The 18,293-nt window shown below is 68.4% G+C and carries 17 protein-coding genes and 3 pseudogenes; 7 read left to right on the plus strand and 13 right to left on the minus strand.

From position 1 onward, the window contains the following. Positions 1 to 5: 5 nt before the first annotated feature. The 5 genes and pseudogenes from OG811_RS00200 (at position 6) to OG811_RS00220 (ending at position 3,894) form a co-directional block, all read left to right on the plus strand. Positions 6 to 668: a GNAT family N-acetyltransferase gene (locus OG811_RS00200; RefSeq protein ID WP_406071190.1), complete on the plus strand. Its 663-nt coding sequence runs from the start codon at positions 6 to 8 to the stop codon at positions 666 to 668. Next, complete coding sequence (locus OG811_RS00205) at positions 665 to 1,303, plus strand: GNAT family N-acetyltransferase (protein WP_406071192.1); 639 nt, start codon at positions 665 to 667, stop codon at positions 1,301 to 1,303. Before OG811_RS00200 ends, OG811_RS00205 begins: the two co-directional genes overlap by 4 nt. A gap of 55 nt (positions 1,304 to 1,358) precedes the next feature. Further along, a pseudogene (locus tag OG811_RS00210) lies at positions 1,359 to 1,649 on the plus strand (methyltransferase, FxLD system); the annotation flags it as partial. A 68-nt stretch (positions 1,650 to 1,717) separates the two neighbouring features. Next, a pseudogene (locus OG811_RS00215) lies at positions 1,718 to 2,467 on the plus strand (bifunctional DNA primase/polymerase); the annotation flags it as partial. Between the two features lie 839 nt (positions 2,468 to 3,306). Then, the gene (locus OG811_RS00220) at positions 3,307 to 3,894 is read left to right on the plus strand and encodes a hypothetical protein (protein WP_406071194.1); all 588 of its coding nucleotides are present in this window, start codon (positions 3,307 to 3,309) and stop codon (positions 3,892 to 3,894) included. Between the two features lie 142 nt (positions 3,895 to 4,036). On the opposite strand, the gene OG811_RS00225 is transcribed toward OG811_RS00220, so the two are convergent. Further along, positions 4,037 to 5,170: a hypothetical protein gene (locus tag OG811_RS00225; RefSeq protein WP_406071195.1), complete on the minus strand. Its 1,134-nt coding sequence runs from the start codon at positions 5,168 to 5,170 to the stop codon at positions 4,037 to 4,039. A 636-nt stretch (positions 5,171 to 5,806) separates the two neighbouring features. Here OG811_RS00225 and OG811_RS00230 point away from each other — a divergent pair. Together OG811_RS00230 and OG811_RS00235 are read left to right on the plus strand one after the other, a co-directional pair. Beyond that, a complete protein-coding gene (locus tag OG811_RS00230) occupies positions 5,807 to 6,232 on the plus strand; it encodes a single-stranded DNA-binding protein (protein ID WP_406071197.1) in 426 nt (141 codons plus the stop codon). 79 nt (positions 6,233 to 6,311) lie between these two features. Further along, on the plus strand, positions 6,312 to 6,758 hold the full coding sequence (locus OG811_RS00235; RefSeq protein WP_406071198.1) for a single-stranded DNA-binding protein: 447 nt from the start codon (positions 6,312 to 6,314) through the stop codon (positions 6,756 to 6,758). A 109-nt stretch (positions 6,759 to 6,867) separates the two neighbouring features. Here OG811_RS00235 and OG811_RS00240 read toward each other — a convergent pair whose 3' ends face one another. The 12 genes and pseudogenes from OG811_RS00240 to OG811_RS00295 form a co-directional block, all read right to left on the minus strand. Continuing rightward, positions 6,868 to 7,131, minus strand: coding sequence for a hypothetical protein (locus OG811_RS00240; RefSeq protein WP_406071199.1), 264 nt, complete (start codon positions 7,129 to 7,131; stop codon positions 6,868 to 6,870). Between the two features lie 272 nt (positions 7,132 to 7,403). Continuing rightward, positions 7,404 to 8,696: a hypothetical protein gene (locus OG811_RS00245; protein WP_406071200.1), complete on the minus strand. Its 1,293-nt coding sequence runs from the start codon at positions 8,694 to 8,696 to the stop codon at positions 7,404 to 7,406. A 74-nt stretch (positions 8,697 to 8,770) separates the two neighbouring features. After that, positions 8,771 to 9,151, minus strand: a complete 381-nt coding sequence (locus OG811_RS00250) for a hypothetical protein (protein ID WP_406071202.1) — start codon at positions 9,149 to 9,151, stop codon at positions 8,771 to 8,773. A gap of 96 nt (positions 9,152 to 9,247) precedes the next feature. Further along, positions 9,248 to 12,613: a LysM peptidoglycan-binding domain-containing protein gene (locus OG811_RS00255; protein ID WP_406071204.1), complete on the minus strand. Its 3,366-nt coding sequence runs from the start codon at positions 12,611 to 12,613 to the stop codon at positions 9,248 to 9,250. A gap of 86 nt (positions 12,614 to 12,699) precedes the next feature. Then, positions 12,700 to 13,122, minus strand: a complete 423-nt coding sequence (locus OG811_RS00260) for a TadE/TadG family type IV pilus assembly protein (protein ID WP_406071205.1) — start codon at positions 13,120 to 13,122, stop codon at positions 12,700 to 12,702. Beyond that, positions 13,119 to 13,553 (minus strand): TadE family protein, encoded by a 435-nt coding sequence (locus OG811_RS00265; protein ID WP_406071206.1) that lies wholly within the window; start codon positions 13,551 to 13,553, stop codon positions 13,119 to 13,121. Before OG811_RS00265 ends, OG811_RS00260 begins: the two co-directional genes overlap by 4 nt. Next, the gene (locus tag OG811_RS00270) at positions 13,550 to 13,891 is read right to left on the minus strand and encodes a TadE/TadG family type IV pilus assembly protein (protein WP_406071207.1); all 342 of its coding nucleotides are present in this window, start codon (positions 13,889 to 13,891) and stop codon (positions 13,550 to 13,552) included. The genes OG811_RS00265 and OG811_RS00270 overlap by 4 nt, the downstream gene beginning before the upstream one ends. Positions 13,892 to 13,974: 83 nt before the next feature. Beyond that, a complete protein-coding gene (locus tag OG811_RS00275; protein ID WP_406071208.1) occupies positions 13,975 to 14,175 on the minus strand; it encodes a hypothetical protein in 201 nt (66 codons plus the stop codon). 33 nt (positions 14,176 to 14,208) lie between these two features. Then, positions 14,209 to 15,066 carry a type II secretion system F family protein gene (locus OG811_RS00280; RefSeq protein WP_406071209.1) on the minus strand — a complete coding sequence of 286 codons (858 nt, stop codon included), beginning with the start codon at positions 15,064 to 15,066 and terminating at the stop codon, positions 14,209 to 14,211. Continuing rightward, the gene (locus OG811_RS00285; RefSeq protein ID WP_406071210.1) at positions 15,063 to 15,968 is read right to left on the minus strand and encodes a type II secretion system F family protein; all 906 of its coding nucleotides are present in this window, start codon (positions 15,966 to 15,968) and stop codon (positions 15,063 to 15,065) included. Before OG811_RS00285 ends, OG811_RS00280 begins: the two co-directional genes overlap by 4 nt. Further along, positions 15,965 to 17,487: pseudogene (locus tag OG811_RS00290) on the minus strand (CpaF family protein). Before OG811_RS00290 ends, OG811_RS00285 begins: the two are co-directional and overlap by 4 nt. Further along, complete coding sequence (locus tag OG811_RS00295) at positions 17,487 to 18,293, minus strand: ParA family protein (RefSeq protein ID WP_406071212.1); 807 nt, start codon at positions 18,291 to 18,293, stop codon at positions 17,487 to 17,489. The pseudogene OG811_RS00290 and the gene OG811_RS00295 overlap by 1 nt, the downstream one beginning before the upstream one ends.

Genomic DNA, 18,293 nt, shown 5'->3' on the forward strand with positions numbered 1-18,293 from the left:
TGATCATGACCGACGTCAGCACCAGCGTGGTGGTGCGCCAGGCAGGCCGCGGCGACGCGGAGGACTTGATTTCCGTCCTCGCCGAGGCGTTCTTCGACGGACCCGTAGCCGACTGGTTGGTTCCCGACCACAACGACCGCCGCGCCGTCTACCGCCGTTACTTCGAGCTGGTCCTGAACCACGGCCTCGACCACGGCCACGTGGACACCACCGCAGACCTGTCCGCCGTTGCGATCTGGTATCCGCGCCCCGAACCTCCGCCCAGTGGTTCACTGGAGCATCCGGCAGCGCTGGAAGCGGCCACTGGGGTGTACGCGCCGAAGTTCGCCCTCCTCGACGCGGTGTTCGAAGCGTTTCACCCAAGCGAGCCACACCACTACCTCGCCTACGTCGCCGTCAACCCCAAGCAGCAGAACCGCGGGGTTGGCGCCGCGTTGCTGAGCCACCACCACCGCCAACTCGACACGCTCGGCATGCCCGCGTACCTGGAGGCCAGCAACCTCCGCAACCGCGAGCTGTACGTCAGACTCGGGTACCGGGCAGGGCCGCCGCTGATTCTTCCCACCACCGGGCCGACGATCTGGCGGATGTGGCGCGGACAGCCAGAGGTCGCCCGCCCCCCGGGCTTTCCCGAGAGCGGACCGCTGCCACGCCGGAGGCCCCTGTGACCCCCGCGTCGACGGCCCTGCTCGTACGCCCTGGGCAACCCAGCGATGTAGCGGCGATCGCCGCGCTCCTGGCCCAAGGCCTCGCCGAAAATCCGGTGGCCGAGTGGCTCGTACCCGACCCGGCGGAGCGGCAAGCCGTCTTCCATGGACTGCTGGCAATGGAAGTCGACTACGCCGTTGAGTGGGGCGACGTCGACCTGCTGCCGGACATGGGCGGTGTCGCGGTCTGGCGACGGCATCCGGCCGACGACGCACCCGTCTTGTCCGATCATCACCTGGGTACCTTCACGAGGGGAGCGATGCCCCGGTTTCAGCAGCTCAACGCCCTGCTAAACAGCTATCGGTCCGACGCTCCGCATCACTGGTTGGCATGGCTTTACGTGACACGAGACCGCCGGGGGCAGGGCATTGGCACCGCACTGCTCGCCCGTCACCACCAGGCCGTCGATCAGCGCGGGCTGCCAGTCGACGTAGTAGTGACCAGCGAACACGCCCGGGATTTCCTGATCTTCCGCGGCTATATCGCTGGGCTGCCGCTGCATCTGCCGAGCGGGCCGCGACTCTGGCCACTGCGCCGCCCCGGCCACCCCGCGGCACGATCCGGCCACGCCGGTCGGAATCGGGGCGGTGGCTGAAGTCGTGTCCACCTCAGAATCCAGCTTCACGACCACTAGCGTCGACCGAGTGACCATGCTTCGTAAGGCCTCCGACCTGCGAACTGATCTCATCGACCAGCTACGCGCCGAGCAGATTATCCGCACATCCGCCGTCGAGGTTGCGATGCGCCGAACCCCGCGCCACCTGTTCCTCCCCGGGGTACCACCACAGCAGGCGTACGTCGACGAGTCCATCTACACCAAGACCGACGCCCATGGCACTTCGATCAGCGCAGCCTCGCAGCCGCGGATCGTGGCCATGATGCTCGAACAACTCGACGTACGCCCCGGCCAGCGGATCATGGAAGCCGGGGCCGGCACCGGCTACAACGCTGCCCTCCTGGCAGCCGTCGTCGGTGACAGCGGACGTGCCGTCACGATCGACGTCGACGGCGATGGTGGACGAAGTGGCCCGACGCGAACATCGGCCTCGCCACCGGCACCCTGCTCGCTTTCTGCGACATCGACACCGCAGACGGACTCCGAACGGTCACGACCATCCTCGACAACGCCCGCCCGAAGGGGCCCGTCGTGCGAACCGGATCCGGGTGGCATCTCTGGTTCGCTGCGACCGGGCATGCCAACCGCGTCGGCGTGGTGCCCGGGGTGGACTGGCGTGGACGCGGTGGTCTCGTCGTCGCACCGCCGTCGCTGCACCCCACCGGCCGCCGGTACACCTTCACCCAACAGTTCGACCGCGTCCTGCCAGACTGCCCACCAGCCCTACGGCGATTGCTGTCACCACCGCCGGCGCCGGTGCCCGAACCGGCTACTGCATCACCGGCTGCGGCTGTCTCGACGCGGATCGAAGACCCCGACCGGTACGGGCTCGCCGCCCTCAACGGCGAGATCGGCAGAATTCTCGCCGCACCCCGACCGGTCATCCGCGGCGGACAACGGATTACCGCTGGCGGCCGGAACACGGCCCTGCACCTCGCGGCATTCCGTTTCGGACAACTCGCCGCCCGCAGTGGACTCGACGCCGCAGTGGTGTGGCCCCGGCTCTCCGAGACGGCGCAGATAGCCGGCCTATCGGCGGTGGAGGCCCGAACAACAATCGCCTCCGGCTGGCGAGCCGGGCTTCGCCGGCCCCGCGCGGTCTTGCGGTATCGGCGTCGCGCCGGCTCGTCGATTAGTTCGTAGGCCGTAGCCCGGCGCGGCAGGGTCACAATCGGCCGCCAACGGCGGACAGGCCGGTTCCAGCCAGCTCGGGCAGCGGAGCCTTCTCCAAAGTCACCGTGCCTCACGCGTGGATACAGCGAGTGTGCACAGGCCAGAGCTTCGGTCCCCGCGCCACCAACGAGCCGTAGTCCGGCTCCGGTACCGCAGGACCGCTGTACTACGTTCAGCGATGTGGCGAACGCGGCATGCAAACGATGCTCCGGGCCGATGCCGTTGATCAAGCGAAGCCATGCCCAGTTCTGCTCCCAGGGCTGCCGCAAGGCCTCGTCCCGAGCAACTAAGCGCTCCCGGCCTTCTACACAATCGCAGGACGTCTTCCTGGCCTCATGCGGGATGTGCGGTGAGAGTTGGAACTTCGACGACTGCCCACCCACCAAGGAGTACTGCTCGACCCGCTGTCGAACGCGAGCGTGGCGACGTCGGCTTGCTGAACACCTGACCAAGCTGCACCGGCACCTGCCGAAGGACCCCAGCGGTGACGTCTGAAGAGGACGCTTTCTCCCCTGCTGAGCTGCGCAAACAGGCGAGTGCATACGGCAGGATCGGGAATACCTGACGCCCGATCAACAGTCTGAGTAGTCGGCCCCAACGCAGACCGTCTGCACGAGGGGCAGGCAGGACGTTGGGGCTCGATCACGTCGCAGTTGTCGACCCTAGCTGCTAGCGCTGGATGACGCGACCGTTTGAGGTTGTGAAGTTGGATTCAGCACCGCAGTGAACCGCGTCGGGCCTGCGCCTGGATCGGGGCCGGAAGAGGAAACACCAGGTTGACTAACCCGACGTCCAAGTACGACCTCAGCATGACCCGGTTCGTCAAGTACGTCCTTAGCCCGGGGACTCGACGGGTCGGGCTTGTCCAGAGCCTTGACGACAAGTACGAGCCGGTCAAGGACCCCTACCGCCAGATGCGCCTGGCTGTCCAGGCCGGGCGGCGGACCGGCCGTGACGAGGAGGCCATGACCAGCGCCATCCAGAATTGCCGGCAGCAGTTGCGCGGCCACTACACGGAGATCGCGAACGGCTGGTTGGCGTTCGTCGAGCAGCGCAAGAGCGCGACGCTCATCTCGCCGGGCACCGCTCGGTGGCACACTGCCGATCTGACCGTCAAGGTCACGCCGGATCTGGTTCTCGCGCACCCGGACGGCATCACCGAGGCTCTGAAGCTGCACATGTACACCGATCCGCTCTCGACCCAGGGCGCCGATGTCATGCTGTGGCTGATGCAGCAGACCCTCGACCAGACTCACCCGGAGGCGCGGCCGATGGTGCTCGATGTGCGCCGCCGGAAGGTTCACTCGCGGACGCAAAGCCGGCCGGGGTTCTCGAGTTGGCTGGAGTCCGAGGCTGCGAGTCTGGCGTTCCTGTACCGCCGCCACCACGCGGCCTAACCGCCGATCATCGGCCGTCCGTGTGCTGACCCAGGCTGCCTGGCGTACCGGACCGAAAGTCGCGTAGCCGAACGCTAACGGCCGAGGCGGCTTGCCTGACCACCACGTTCACAACGGAGCGTGGTGGTCAGGCGGACCGCAGTCAGAAAGGCATCATCAGCGCGACGGCGTTGCGGGCAGCTTCCTTGGCGCCCTCGCTCACCCCGACGCCGGCGCCGGCCATACCCGCCTCGGCGATCGGAGTGAACCAGGTACGAAGGACCGTCAGAGCCCGGCGGATCGGCCCGGGCCGCGGTTCGTCCCGAACGATTTCGGCGAGGATCTCCTTGCTGGCCGCGTCCACGTCTTCCTGGGCTTCAAAAGACAGGTCCATCGCCGGCACCAGGCGCAGCACATCGGCCATCGCCCAGGCGAGTTCCTCGTACCCAGGGGCTACCTGCTGGCCCGGGTTGTGGTTTTGGGTCACCGACTGGTTGTTCCAGGCCAGCTGCACCCCTTCGACGTCGCCATGGAACACGGGGCCGTTGTACGTCAAGGCCGAACTGGCGGCCTCCTGACGGCGTAGGTAGGCCGACACGTTCGCGCTCCAATCGACCACGCAGTCCATTCCGTCCGGGGTGATGTCAGCCCGCACCGGGCCGGTGTGGCCAAACGCTCCCGGGCCCTTGATCAGTGCCCGCTTGACGAGGTACTCGGCGGCGAGCCCAATCTCTACCTCGGTAAACGGGCTGCCCTCGAAGTTCGCTTCGGGGGCGGAAGCGAACTGGTCGGGAAGCGGCATGTGCACCCCGGCGATGTGCTGGCGGTACATCCACCGCAGCAGCCCGCTGCGGGCCGCGACGGCGCGCAGCGCGGGGTCGTCCCGCCGCCGCCGACGTTCCTGAACATGTGTCAACCCGGCCGGGGTCAGCCGCATGCCCGGGTTCCCGAATGTGGAGTCGTCCCGGGCCATGCCGGCATCCCGGCAGATGTGTACCAGCGTGAAGGCCGCGTTGAGGTCGAGCTGATACTCCTCGGCAAACGGCATAATCTCGACAATGTTCATAGTGTCGCTGCCGGCCTGGTCGTAGACCCAGTCCAGCAGCACATCCCGCATACCCGCAGTGTCGTTCATGGTGGTCCCTGATGGTGAGGCGGCGGCCGAGGATACCTCCGCGGCCGGAGCGGTCTGCTCAGCCGCGACGTGGCGCGAGGCGACCGAGTACGGCTCGCCGGTCGTCTCCATCCGGGCACGAATCGCACGGGTGCGAGCACGACGGTTACTGGAATTGCCCATCGTGATTCCTCCAGCGGAGCCCCACGTCCTCCGCGAGATCACGGCGGTTACACGCGCGTCGATGACGGCTTGTCCTCGGTCGCGATCCAGAGGCAACGTGGGTGCCAGGCGATCGCTCGGAGACGGGCTAGCGTGGTAGCCGACTCGAACGCTAGTTGCAATTCGCCGATGGGTCAACGTGACACGTCGAAGGTTGGCCCCATCAACGCGACCACTTGACGGTCCTCGCGCTGGCCGTATCGCCCTTCTGCCGCCCTCACCGCCAAGCCTGGTTTCGTGCCGGTGGCTCTCCCGCATCGGGCAACGCACCGGAGCGGCGGTACCTCGGGAGTTGAACGCGATGTCGGGTCCGGCTGTCGCGGATGACGCGCACGGGCGGTGCTGGTGTCCCGGGTGGCGGCCGGGTGTCCGCTGCTGAGGGACCCGAAGGTCAGCCCACCCGGGCCGGGGCCGCTAAGCCCCCTTCGAAAACATCTTGGCCCCTTGTCTCGCTCCGCTCGGCGCCAAGATCTTTTGGCCGGTTGCTTGCAGCCCCGGCCCCTGGGCGGGCTCTGACCGGCCCGTCAGCGCGGCACCCGGCGCCCCGGTCACCCGACCGGCCCGCCCGCCGCACACCAAGCGACAGGGAGCACGGTCATGCTGTTCAACCTCACCTTCGAAGGCAACCTCGCCGACGAGCCCGAGCTGGGCCTCACCCCCTCTGGCAAGGCTGTCTGCAAGCTGCGGGTCGGCCACAACACTCGCCGTCGCAGCAACGGCGGTGAGTGGACCAACGGGCCGACGATGTGGGTCACCGTCACCTGCTGGGGGAGCCTCGCCGAACGGTGCGCCGAGCACCTACGCAAGGGCGACACGGTCATCGTCGAGGCCCGCGACGACCTCTCCGTCTGGGCCTACCAGTCACCCAACAGCGACAAGCCGGCCGGGCAGTTGCAGGTCACCGCCGGCAACATCGCGGTCTCGATGAGGTTCGCCGGCGCTCAGTCCGCCCGCACCGCCAAGGCCGAGCAGGTCGAGGACCCTTGGGCCGCCGACGACCGCGAGCTTGAGCCGGCCTTCTAGCCCTGACCGCTGGCGGGGCCTGCCGCGCCGGCCGGCCCCGCCCATCACCCCCTCACCCAACCTGACTGTCTGGAGCGTCATGTCCCTGTTCACCTGCATCGTCGAGGGCCGGCTCACCGCCTCCCCGCAGACCGGCCACACCCGCGACGGCCGCGAGTACGTCCAGTTCCCGATCGTGCATCGCGACCGCTACCGCGACCACAGCGGCAAGTGGGTCGACACCCGCGCCATGTTCTTTGAGGTCATGTGCTGGGGTGACCTTGCCGCCCGGGCCCGCAACCTCACCCGCGGCGACCAGGTCCTCGTCGAAGCCGGCCAACTCCTGCCCTACCTCAACGACTCCGACATGCCCAGTCTCAAAGTCCAGGTCCGCAACCTGTCGGTCTCCATGCGGTTCACCGACGCCCACGCTGGCCCTGCGGTCAAGGCCCGCTGCGGCGACATCGTCACCACCCCCGACGGCGAGCAGTACGTCGCGCACCTCTATCCCGAGGTCACCACCGACCCACAGCTCCTGCACCGCTGACCACCACATCGGGCGGGCCGCTGCCCACGGCCCGCCCGGGGATCAGTCCATCCGCCCGTTCGAACACCGAGCACCCGCCCGACGCCCCGGAGAACCCGTCATGAGCCCCTCAGCCGGCCACCACCTTGCCGACGCATACCGAGACCTGGTCCGCGGCTGCGCAACGATCACCCAAGTCGTCCACGCCGCCCACCCCCAGCCAGGAGCCTGCCTGCCCCTGCCCGCGATCAGCCTCCCGCAGGACGCCGACGAGGTGCGCCGCCAACTCGACATGCTCGCTGGCAACCTCTTCGACGGGCACGCCCAAGCTGTGAACCAGCAGTGGCTCACCGCCACCCAAACCTGCACCCACGGCAGACAACGTCATCGCCATCAAGGAGCTCTACTACGGCTGGTACCAACTCCTCGGCGCACTCAACGCCCGCATGCAGGGTCAGCCCGGTCTCGGCGATGTCGAAAAGCGCACTGCCAACCTCGCCTACACGCTGGTGACATACCTCCGCGCCTACCCCACCCCACCGGTCAGGCATCTGCGCCTCCGGCTCACCGGACGACGCGCCCTCCCGTAGGAGAGGTCGCGCATCGCCACTCCGCCCTGACCCCGGCCGGAGAGCAGCAAGAGACGGACGGATAGCTCGCGCACGATCACCGTGACCGACGGACAGTCTGTCCGGACGACGGATCGAACCCCGGGCGGGACGACCCAGGCACCGACGTCCTGGGCCGTGGCGGGCTCGGGAACGCGCGGGCCGACGGGCCCACGTGTTCGCTTTTACTGTCGGCGTCCTGCCCCTGCACCAGCGCACGGGTGAGATCCTGCACAACGTCGTCGCCTCTCCTCGCGGGACGCCAGCGCTCGGCGGCGCGGAAGACGAGTGACCCGGCAGGACGTTGCAGGACTCCTTCGTCCTTGACGAACAGTTCACGGCGTTGCAGGGCGGCGGAGAGCCCTTTGTGAAGCGTGGCCGCCATGATCGGAAGCTCCGAGTTAAGGCGCGAGATCTGTTGAAGGTGCCGCTCACCCGGCTGGCCATGGTCGCCCTTGCCGAACTGTCGCAGCCAGCGTAGGACCTCTGTCAGTTCGGCAGCGGTATCGCGGGCTGGGCCAACCGGAGGGGTGGCACGCAGGTCAGCAGCCGCAATGGCTGCCTGACGCCAGCCGCCTATCATCGTCGGGTCGCCGGTGCTGGATAGGACATGCACCGCCAGGCCGAGTTGAGTCCCGAGCTGCAGGTGCACGCTCGTCAATTCGCTTGGGTTCTGCCACATCCAGGTTCGCGCTGCGCTGACGGCTGCGACCGCGTCACCTGCGTTGCTGACGGCCGGTGCGGGATTCAACGGAGGCCGGGCAACATCGAGGCCGTGTAGCCGGGGTTGCCCACGGCCCAAGGCAATCAACTCACGGGCGACAGCGCTCAATCGGCTGCTGGCGGTCCACCTAGCGGCTTCCGCCGCCGGCCGGTAGATCTCGGTGAGATGGCCCCGCCTTTGGTCGAGCCAGCCCGGTAGCGCAATATCGATCATTATCGCGGCCGAGGTGAGCCGGGCGATGTCGGCGAGGCCAGATTGGACGCCACCGCCAGCTCGAACCGCGAGCCCTTCCGGAGTGCGAGGTGTCTGCCCCGGCGGAACGTGACTGGCGAGGATGTCACCGATCACGCCAATGGCGTCGACAGCCCGACGCAGCGAACGCGCCGGTCCGGCGACCACGGTGGCGGAAGAGGCCGGGAACTGCCGATCCACGACCGCAGCGGTTTGAAGCCCAACGTAGAGCTGGGTCAGGCTCTGCCCGTGTCTAGCCAGAATGGCCGTGGCACGGGCTCGGTCTGGCACCTCCGCTGCCGGGCGGCCGCCAACCAGCAGCGCCGTCACTCGAGCCAACTGCGTGTAGATGGCAGACCTGGCAATCACGGCGGCATTGATATCGGCCGCAGCCATGGCACGGCTTCGACCCATCGTGGTAGACGCGGTACGTAGGGCTCGGTGCGCCTCGTTGTACCACTGACCGACGGTCATACCAGGGCCGCGACCGCGCGTCGTAGCTGTTGGGCCCCGGCGTCATGGCTGAGCCGTCGAGCCAGGTCATCGCGATCGTCGGCGGCCAGCCGATCGTGGTAAAGCGCGAGTTGCTCCAGCAGCGTCGTCACGGCAAGGCGGGTCTCAGCGTCATCTCGGACCGGCGCCCCAGCATCAACAACCACGTCGTCGTGATCCGAGTAAAGCCTCGCTCGGACGTCAAGCAGCTCCAGGCCGTAACGGTCCCAAGCAAGGTCGGTGCCGGCCAGGCACTTCCACGCCTCGATCGCCAGCTGAATGGCTCCCGCCGCGGCGGTGTCATCGACACCCTGTGCAAGTCGAGCTGTGATCTCTCGGGCTGCCTCGGCATAGGTCATGCCGTGAGCTTGGTTCGATGTCAGCATCAGGTTCGTTCCCCTCGTGATTTGACGTATCGCGGTCAGACGGAATCCGCCCGCTTCGCACTGGTCGGTCTATCCGGTCCCGCTGCTCGCTGACAGCAAATCTGGCAGGAGTTCGCGCAGCAGGGCATAGGTGACCGGTGCCAGGTCTTCGGGCACCTCGGCTTCTCGGGTGCGCATCAGCTCACCCAAAAGGTTGCGCAGCTCGGCGGTATGTCCCTCCACATGCGCGGCTCGCATGATGTCGTGCCAGGGCCCGTCGTCACCGCGCTCCGGATCGGCCAGCCAGGCCCGCTGCACGGCCCAGCGCGCACCCGTGGGATCGCCCGCGTCGAGGTAGAGCTCAGCAAGTTCGTGGGCGGTGTCGACGACAGCGGAGGTGATGTGCCCCGGATAGATGTCGGACTCAGGAAGCCAGGTGAAGGGGTTGCGGGTGCCGGTGGCATAGGCACGGTCAGCTCCGTCGAGAGGGACACCCTGAACGAGCTCCAACGCGGCTCGTAGGTCCTTTACGCCGGCAGGACCACGGCTCTCGCCGCGGCTGCGCAGCCGGCGGAAAAGGTGCCAGTCCAGCAAGTAGCCGGGCGCCAACCGATACAGCCGGTCGGAACCCATCTCTGGCAGCCAGGAGGTGCCGTCGGTAGTTTCTCCCAGCCACCGGCGGGCGCGGGTGATGGCCACCCGACGGCTGGCGTCCTTGACCTGCTGATCGGGCCACAGCGCGTCAGTGAGCTGCTCGGCCGATGCTCCGCGGGCGCCGCGTTGAGCGAGGTAGACAATGAGTTCCGCGTGGAAGCGACGGCGCTGATCGGGCACCGGGCCGGGCGCTTCGACCGCGACCGCGCCGAGGACGCTGATCCGGGGACGGTCCCTGTCGTGCTCGCGCCAGGCTCGCAAGTCCGCATCGAGCTGCGGGTCGGCTTGGCGGCGGCGCTGGCGAATTGCGGCGGTGACCTCGCGTGGAGGGGCCGTGGCGACGGTGCGAGCGTGTTCAATGCGGGGCACCGCGACGATCGGGTTCGGCGGAGTCGACAAGTCACCGGCGGCGATCGTTGCATCGTCGGATGTTGGTGCCGTCGATGCGGCCGGCTCGCTCGTACTGAAGAGGTCGAGCACTGAGCCGGCTGCGTCGCTGTTCTCCGCCCACGACTCCAGCTCCACAGCCGGCGGGGTCGGCTCGTCCGTGGCAGCCCGCGCCTGCGTCATGATCTCGACGAGCGGTTCCAGCTCTTGGACAGGTAGTCCGGCTGCGGCTCCCTCGACAACGAGGAACGGCAGGGCGAGGCGCAGCAGGCCGTCCTCATCGATCGTGGCGGTGTTCGGGCCAGCGGCGGCGGGGACCCTGGTGGTGCTCGCCACTGCGACAGCGGAGCGTCCGGCCCTCCGCAACTCCTTCCCCAGCTCATCGAGCACGCCGATGTCGTTCGCGTCCGGATCGGCGACGAGCAGCACCTGAGGCGCCCAGGCTTCGCCGACGTCGAATATGCGACCGGCGAACGTATCGGCTGCTCCGCTTACACTGAGGGCGGCTACCACGGCGGCGGCACGGCGCCGAATTCGCGTGGCAGCCTCGCCTACCGAGGAGACCGCGCGCACCCGGTCCGGGTTGAGGGCGATGAGCAATTCCGTCTCCAGCACCGGGAAGCCGGTGACGATGACCTCGACCTCGTCGGACCAGGCGTTGCAGGCCAACTCGCAAGCGAGGTAGCGCAGCAGGGCGAGGGCGCGTTCACTGTTGCCGGCGATGGTGAGGCTGCCGAGACGTTCGAGGTCGATCAGTAGGTGTCGACCGGGCTGCGATCCGATGGCGACGAGAGTGGGCAACGGGGCGAGCTGCTCGTTGACGGGCGGGATGATTGCGTCGCCAGGCAGGGTCCAGTCCCTGCGATCGACGATCCACGGTGCGGGCGGTTGTGGGCCGGACTCGCTGAGCACCACCGTGACGTCGCGGTCGACAATCCAGGCGGCGGTGATATCCGGCAACGGCTGTTCCCGCTCCGCCAGCGCTGCGGCGAGGCTGCGTAGGGCGAGGTCGAGCCGGTCGACGTCTGCAGGTTGCTCGGCCACCCGCAGGGCTCGCTCCGTGGCGCCACCTTGAGGGTGCGGCAGCCGACGGCCGGGCCGACGGTGCTGGCGTTGGCGGCGTCGGCGACGTAACACGGTGGTTAGCAGCAGTGCGGAAAGCAACCCTGCGCCGGCCAACGAACCCAGGACGACCGCGACGTCGACGTCGCCGTCGTCGGCCGAGTCTGTGGGCTCGTTCAGTGCGGAAGGGTCTGCAGTCACTCCCGCTGTGGTCGACGGTGCGGGCGTCATGGACGGGCTAACCGAGGCGCTTGGCGCATCGGCAGGGGATGGGGAGGACTCCGGCGACGGCGAAGCTGTTGCGCCGGGCTGATTCCCGCCGGTGCCCGGCGGGTGGGGCGCGATTGGTTGATCGTCGACTTCCGGTGCGCTCGGCGCCGGTTGGGTTCGGTCGGCCACGAGCTGGCCCTGGGCGTGGTCGGCAGGGCCACGATCGCGGGCGTCGCCCGGCAGGGTGACGCGCCAGCCGCGCTCGATGTGGTTCGGAAAGCGGTGGTCGCGTCGTTCGAGATCCGGGTTTATGGCTGCGATCTCGGCGTAACGGTCGGCGTCACCGAGAAAGCGTTGAGCGACACCGGCTAGCCAGTCGCCGCGCGCCACCTCATAGACCAGTGGCCCGGCCGTCGCAGCTGATGTCGTCTGCGTCGTGCTAGTTGCTGAAAGGGAGACGTCTACCGGGATCCGCAGTTTCCAGCCGGCGTACACCCGAGTGTTGCCTGGCTGGAGGATCCGCCCGTCGGGTTGCACAAGGCCGTGGTTGGTCTCGGCTAGGCGCTGCCAGGGGACGTTGTACCGCTCCGCGATGTCGAGCAGGCTCTCGCCGCGCTCCACCGGATGCTCGAGGTAACCGGTGGCGTCTGGACCATTTGCCGGTACGGCTCTGCTCGGTGCGACCTGCGCAGGGCTCGCATGCTCGGATGTGACCGAGGGCGGGCTGGCGATGGCGGCAGGCACTGATGCCGATGCCAAAGCCGGAGCGGCGAGCGCACCGAGAATCGCGGCAACCAGCGCGGCCGCGGCACGCTGCTGCAGTCGCATGCCGGGGATGCGAGCCGTGTTGCGCGGGACCCGACCGCGCCGACGCCCTTGCAGTTGGGCGATGGTCTCCACGACCAGGGCGACCAGAAAGGTGACCCAGGTCCACGCGGCCAGCACGACGGCGACCCAACCGATCAGCGCCAACGTCTGCAGGAAGAGGTCTCCATCGTCCCGGCTACTCATGGCGCGCCAGACCTGGGAGGCGGCTGCGCTCGGATCCTCGACCAGGTCGGTGAACCATGCTCCCAAGCCGGGCAGCGGGTTGCCTGCGGCCCAGACGAGAAGAACCGGCAGGCTGACGATCAGCGCGACCACGGCGAGGGCGCCGAGGCCGTCGAGGGCCTGCCTACCCCGACCGATCGTCGGTACGGTCCGCGCCACGGTTGCTCCTTCCCAGTCTGTTATTGAGCGACGAGATTCGCGGTGGCCCGGCCGGTTACCGTCGTGCCTGCTCCCCCACCGAACAGGTCGAGCAGGATCGGGTTGTAGGTGACCGTGACGGTGACGGTGAGCTGTTGGGTGCCGTCCACGGTGACGGCGCCCGTAACGCCGTCGAGATCATCGAGGTACGCCTGGACGGCGGTTGAGGCCATCGGGGCGTCGATGTCCTTGGCACCGCCGTCGATGGCCTGCCCCGCCTTGATCGCCTGTCCGCCAGCCCGGGCCGCCTCGGCGGCGATGTTGTCCGCCCGTTGGTATGCGCGCACCTTGGCACCGCCGTCGACGACAAGGCCGATCAAGGCGAGGAAGGCCGGCGCGAGGACGGCGAACCAGATCGTGATCCGACCGTCGTCGTCGCCCAACCGGCGCCTGAACGTGGTCACTGCCGGCTCCGGTAGGTGTCCAGCGGGCTGGTGAAGGAAGCGGCCAGCGGCACGGTGCCGGGCATCCCGGGCAGTGCGACGTCGGAGAAGGTAGCGGTGCAGCTAACTGTGGCGGTAACGGTGGCGGGTTGGCCGACAGGAACTCCGAAGCCTGCGGTGGAAACGGTGACGTCCAGGTCGGTGCAGCTCAGCCCTTGGGCGTCGAGGGTGGAGTTGGCGGCGGCCAACGCCTGCGCGTTCGCCTCACTGCCGGTACGGGCCAGGGACGCCGTGCGGGCGGCGTCGTAGGCCGCCGCTTCGAGCGCCTGGCGGGCGAGGTTTACCCGACCACCGATGACGGCGCCGGCGAACAACGCCAGGATGGCCGGCGCCACCACCGCCATCTCGATGCTCGCCGAGCCGCGCTGATAGCGGATCCACCGGGTGCTCATGACGTGGTAGGCCGCTCGACAGGCCCATGGGCGGACTTGCTGATGGTCCAGGTCAGCCCTGGTAACACCGTGATCGCCCGGCCGGTAACGGTGACTCGCACCTCGGTAGCGGTGCGGGTAACGGTGACCTGCTGGTTCTCCAGGCCCGCTCCCGCCGCCGACAGGAAGTTGGTGGCACGTGCCTCTCCCGCTGCGGCTGAGGACTGGTAGCCCCGGGCGGCGTTGACCCCCTGTGTCGCCGCACCCAGCGCAATGGACTGGGCAAAGAAGATCAGCCCGGTCTGAATGACAGCGAAGGTCAGCAGGATCATCGGCAGCGCGATGATGGCGAACTCCACCGGCGAGCTGCCACGATCGCTGAGCCAGGTACCCGTCTGTCCGCATTCTGTCGGGCACGGGCAGACGGTGGGCTGCCTCCGGGTCACGGCTGGGTCGGGATGAGGGCGACCCAGCCGTTGGCGACGGCGACGATCGCACCGGCGACGACCACGGCGCCGGCGACGAGGATCGCGGTAATGACGGCGGTGCCGACTGGGCTGTCGCCGCGGTCGGCTTGGGTCGGATCGGTCATGTCCTGCCAGCGAGTCGTCAGGTAGGCGACGACGCCGTGGATGGTGAGCATGGCGGGTTCCTTCCGTTGGAGGTTGTGCCGGGATCAGCGGACGAACAGGCGGGCCATGAACGGGTAGCCGATGAGGACGAGGAGGACGAGGATCAGCGCCGCAGCGGGGATGTCGAGCTTGTTGGTACGCAGCTCGGCCTGGGCGAGAGCCTCGGTGCGGATCCGGTCTCGCATCGAGTCGGCGCGGGCGCGGAGCGTCTGGTGGACGTTGGCACCTTCGCTGCCAGCGGTGCGCATGATGTCCGCCAGGTCACCCAGCTCGACGACCTCAATGTCGAGGGCGAGGACCTTCAGTTCGTCCCACGGCGGTCGCAGTTGCAGCTGGGCGCTGAGCAGAGCTTCTCGGATGCGGGCGAAGACCCAGCCGTGGCAGACGCTGGCCGCACGGTCCAGCGACTCCACCGGGCCATGCCCACCAAGAACCTGATGGGCGGCCAGGTCGAGGTAGGTGCACATGGCCCGGGTGAACTCGGCCCGAGCGACAGCGGCCTTCGACACGACTTCCCGGTGGGCAAGTACCGCTCCGGCCAGGGCGGCAGCGATGGTCACGCCCACGGGGATGAACACCGGGATTGGCAGCGACAGCACCGCAACGGCGACGGTGATCAGGGCGGGCAGGACCAGGCAGAACAGCGCCGACAGCCCCAGGGTGAGGAAGTACTGGTCGGTGCTGCGGTCCAGCAGCCGCAGGTCGGCGTGAGGCACCGTGAACCGGCGCCGGAGCCAACTGATGCCGGCCGGGGTGTTGCTCGCAGCGCTCAGCGGGTGAAGCCGCCGGAGCGCAGGACCAAGCGCCGGCGGGGCCGGAATCAGCTGTACGACCAGCAGGAACACTCCGAACCCAGCCATCGCGCCGGCGAGGACCATCGCGGTGAGGTAGCCGTTGTTCATGCTGTCGCCGCCAAGGTCTGCACCTCGACCGGTGGTAGAAGCCGTTCCCGCTTGGGCGGCATGCTGAGCTTGCGTACCGAGGTCATGAGCACGACGTACAGGCCAGCGAGGAACAGCAGCACGAGCTGCCCGAGCACGCTGCCGTACGGCTGCAGATAGTGCGGGTTGATCACCCCGTACGCCAGCAACAGGATGGTCATGCCGGTCAGGAATCGAACGGCGAAGCGCGGACCCTCGCGTTTCGCATCCACCGTCGAGCGCATCTCAATCTCCGCGGCGATGGACCGGCTGATTCCAGTCAGCACCTCGTGCAGACCCTCGCCACGATCGGTGACGTGAAGCATGAGCGGGGCGATGACCTGGTCGGCGGTGTAGTCGTTGAGGTCGTCGGCCATCTGCTGCAGGGCGGCGATCGGGTCAGCGCTGCCCTGCAGACGCGCCGCCAGGTCGCGGACCTCCTGCTCGATGAGTTGCGGTGCCGTCGCGGCGGTGGCGACTACGGCCTGCTGCAGGCCGATTCCCCGAGCGACGATGTCGGCCAAGCGGCGAGTCCAGGCTTCCACGGCCTCGAGCCGAGCGATGGCCAGTTTCTCCGCGCGACCGGCGGCGAAGAGCCACGGTATGCCGGGAACGGCAATGCCGATGATCACCCCGGCGGCCGGCCAGCCGGTCAGCAGCCAGGTCAGAGCGGCCGCGCCGGTCGCCGTACCCACCATGATCTGGTGGGCGCGGTGCTCCCGGCGCGTGCGTCCGGGCCCGGTCCACCAGCGGCGGGCCTGCCGTTGCAGTGCCGACGGAGGCCTGGGCGGACGGGTGGTCCCCACGACGCCGAGAACACCGACGCCCGCACCGGAGACAGCGAGCATGCCCGCCAGCACAGCGGCGAGGTCGAGCAGGCTCATGGCCGCCTCTTCAGGGTGTCGAGCCCGGCCGTCCATGCGCCGTGGTTGTGCTCCCCCTGCTGGATGTGGGCGGTCAGTTGGCGCGGGTCGTAGCCGACACGCAGCAGGGGTTCGAGCAGACGCTCCGGCAGGTGCCGGGGTACGGCTCGCCCGTCCGTTCCCGGCCCGAAGATCTGGGTGGTGACGAGCTGATCACCGGTCATCCCGCCCACCTCGAGGACTTCTGAGACGTAGCGGTGTTTCCGACCACCGAGCTTGGTCTCGTCCTCGACGTTGACGTACACAATGAGGTCGATGGCTCCACCGGCCATCCGCCGTGCCAGTTCGGCGGTCATCTCAGGTCCGTGCTGCAGCGCCAGCTCGATGACACGGTCCATCACGGCTCGGGGGTGCCGGGCGTGGATGGTGCAGAGCGAGCCCTTGCTGGTAGCCATGGCCTGCAGCATCGGCACGATCTCCCGGGATCGGACCTCACCGACGATGATTCGCTGCACGGACATCCGGAGGGTCAGCGGGATCATGTCCATGATCGTGACCTCGCCTGCAGGTCGCCCGTCGGCGCCGCGTGAGCCGTGGCCCTCGCGCGACTCGAGACTCATCGCCCATCGGTGTCGTCCGGTGGTGTGCAGACCGAGTTCGCGGGACTCCTCCAGAGTGACGAACTGCTCCCGGTCCGGGATCTCGCGAGCCAGTCCGCGTAGCAGGGTCGTCTTGCCGGCATCGGCCAGTCCGGCCACCATGATGTTGAGACCGGCAGCCATGGACGCCTTGAGGAACTGGCAGATCAGGTCATCGATGGCGGCGTACTTGTCGCGGAGGTCCTCCAGGCTGACGTCCATCAGGGTGTGCCGGCGGATGGCCGCGTAGGGGCGCACCGATACCTGCATGAGTACGGTGAGGCGGCTACCGTCGGGTAGCTGCATGTCCAGCCATGGCTTGGTCGACGACAGTGAGCGCTCGGTGGCGCCGGCGCGCATCGCGAGGACCTGGAACATGTCGATGAGCTCTTTATCGGTCTCGGCGACCGGATCGCCGACAGTGATTCGGCCGTCGGTGTGCTCGATCCGCACGTTGTCGCAGCCAAGGATGTGGACGTTGACGATGTCCGGACGATCGAGCAGCTGCTGTAGGCGGCCGAGACCGAACATGTCGGCCGCGACCGCGTCGAGCAGGGCGTCTTCTTCCGCCTGTGCGATCGGCTGCCCAGCCTGGTGCAGAGCGTCGACGTGATCGCGGACCAGCCGAGCGGCGATGCGCTCCGCTTCGGCGTGGCGATGGGCAGTCGAGACGTTCGGCGTCTCTCGAAGCGCCACGGTCAGTTCCGCGCTGACCCGGGCGCGCAGCAGTCGTACCGCGGCGTAGTCGATGCTCATCGGCGCAGACTGTTGCCCAGCCGCGGCGGGCGACTCGGGCTTTGACCTGAAGGCGGCCGCAGTGCCGTTCGTGGGCCAGCGGTGGCCGTTCGTGGCGGCGCGGTCGGCCGCTGCCGGCCACGTCGGGCCGCTGGGTGGGCGCTCATCAGGCACGGCTACTCCCCCTCGTTGACGTGGGCGCCAGGTGGGCGCGCCGCCGTGCGATCGCATCGCGTACTGCCGGCTCCGCACTGGCGGCGGCCCGGAGCAATCGCTCGCTGCCTCGCAGTCGACCACCGCCGTCGCTCAACACCTCGGCGGTACGCCGGTCGTCGGGTAGTTCAATCGCGGTGGGTAGCTGCAGCCGCTGTTCGATGTCCCGTCGGCTGTAGGGGCCATCGCCGATCAAGGCCAGGGCGAGCGCTCCGGACCCTTGGCCGTACTGGGTCAATTCCCGCCGGAGCATCTCTGCCGTGCCCGCAGCCGGCGCGATGGTCCGCAGTGTCGTCGCACGGACCACGAGCAGCAGCAGGTCGGCACGGATCAGCAGCGGCCAGGGCGGCGCGCTGGTGGCGATTCGACCGCAGTCGGCGATGACGTTGTAGCCGGGGTCGCGGCGCTCCAACTGGCCGAAGAATGCGGTCAGTGGCTCCCAGGTCGGTCGGATGGTGCCCGCCTGGACTGTGTCGTTGATGCCCGGCAGGACGAGACGCTGACCCGGGTTCTTGGCGTCGAGGTCGACGAGCTGGTGGGCGAAGGTGTCGGCGAGCTGGTCGCGGAGGGCCGCCGCGGCCAGCGGCAGGAGGCCGATGGGTGGGATCTCAAGTCTGGACAGGTAGCCGCTCAGGACGCTGCCGCCAGCAGGGTCGCACTCGGCCAACACGGTGCGCCCCTGCCAGGACAAGGCGCACGCCAACGCGGTCGTGGTGACGCCGGGCGAGCCCTTGGCCGAAACCATCGCGATGATGGCCAC

The organism is Micromonospora sp. NBC_01638 (genome assembly GCF_045209745.1).
GTDB lineage: Bacteria > Actinomycetota > Actinomycetes > Mycobacteriales > Micromonosporaceae > Micromonospora.

Excerpts from the sequence above, each read along its gene's own strand:
- OG811_RS00250 (WP_406071202.1), bottom strand. The coding sequence starts at position 9,151 with ATGACCTATGCCGAGGCAGCCCGAGAGATCACAGCTCGACTTGCACAG.
- OG811_RS00245 (WP_406071200.1), bottom strand. The coding sequence starts at position 8,696 with ATGGCTGCGGCCGATATCAATGCCGCCGTGATTGCCAGGTCTGCCATC.
- OG811_RS00225 (WP_406071195.1), bottom strand. The coding sequence starts at position 5,170 with ATGGGCAATTCCAGTAACCGTCGTGCTCGCACCCGTGCGATTCGTGCC.
- OG811_RS00275 (WP_406071208.1), bottom strand. The coding sequence starts at position 14,175 with ATGCTCACCATCCACGGCGTCGTCGCCTACCTGACGACTCGCTGGCAG.
- OG811_RS00230 (WP_406071197.1), top strand. The coding sequence starts at position 5,807 with ATGCTGTTCAACCTCACCTTCGAAGGCAACCTCGCCGACGAGCCCGAG.
- OG811_RS00235 (WP_406071198.1), top strand. The coding sequence starts at position 6,312 with ATGTCCCTGTTCACCTGCATCGTCGAGGGCCGGCTCACCGCCTCCCCG.
- OG811_RS00220 (WP_406071194.1), top strand. The coding sequence starts at position 3,307 with ATGACCCGGTTCGTCAAGTACGTCCTTAGCCCGGGGACTCGACGGGTC.
- OG811_RS00200 (WP_406071190.1), top strand. The coding sequence starts at position 6 with ATGACCGACGTCAGCACCAGCGTGGTGGTGCGCCAGGCAGGCCGCGGC.
- OG811_RS00285 (WP_406071210.1), bottom strand. The coding sequence starts at position 15,968 with ATGAGCCTGCTCGACCTCGCCGCTGTGCTGGCGGGCATGCTCGCTGTC.
- OG811_RS00280 (WP_406071209.1), bottom strand. The coding sequence starts at position 15,066 with ATGAACAACGGCTACCTCACCGCGATGGTCCTCGCCGGCGCGATGGCT.
- OG811_RS00265 (WP_406071206.1), bottom strand. The coding sequence starts at position 13,553 with ATGAGCACCCGGTGGATCCGCTATCAGCGCGGCTCGGCGAGCATCGAG.
- OG811_RS00240 (WP_406071199.1), bottom strand. The coding sequence starts at position 7,131 with ATGGCGATGACGTTGTCTGCCGTGGGTGCAGGTTTGGGTGGCGGTGAG.